The following is a 406-nucleotide window of genomic DNA, read 5'->3' on the forward strand; positions in this document are numbered from 1 at the left end:
TAGCAGGCCGGCGCAGAAGCCACGATATAGGCCGGGTAGACGCCGATGGCCAGGGCTACTGGCACAATCGCCGCCAGCGCTGCCGCCTGGGAGTTCACAAATTTCGAAACCAGTAGCAGCACGATGGCATAAGCCCACGGATACTCTTTTACCATCTCACCAAGCACGCCTTTAATCTCAGTCATGTGCGCGCCAAACATGGTCTCCGCCATCCACGCGATGCCGTACACCGCGACGATAGCGATCATTCCCGAACGAAAGACCTCATTTTTGGAAATCGATGCCGGGTTAGTTTTTGTAATGATGATGATCAGCGCTCCGGAGAGCAGCATAAACATCTGGATAACCAGCACCATCGACAGTGGTTTACCGTCAAAGGCCGGGCGCACTTCAGAAAAAGCGCCAA

The 406-nt window shown here is 54.4% G+C and carries 1 protein-coding gene; it reads right to left on the bottom strand.

Features of this window, described 5'->3' with window-relative positions:
• On the bottom strand, nucleotides 1–406 hold a 406-nt coding region (locus tag HG543_RS54225; protein WP_281404573.1), incomplete at both ends, for an anaerobic C4-dicarboxylate transporter family protein.

Origin of the sequence: Pyxidicoccus fallax (assembly GCF_012933655.1) — a bacterium.
Classification (GTDB): Bacteria; Myxococcota; Myxococcia; order Myxococcales; family Myxococcaceae; genus Myxococcus; species Myxococcus fallax.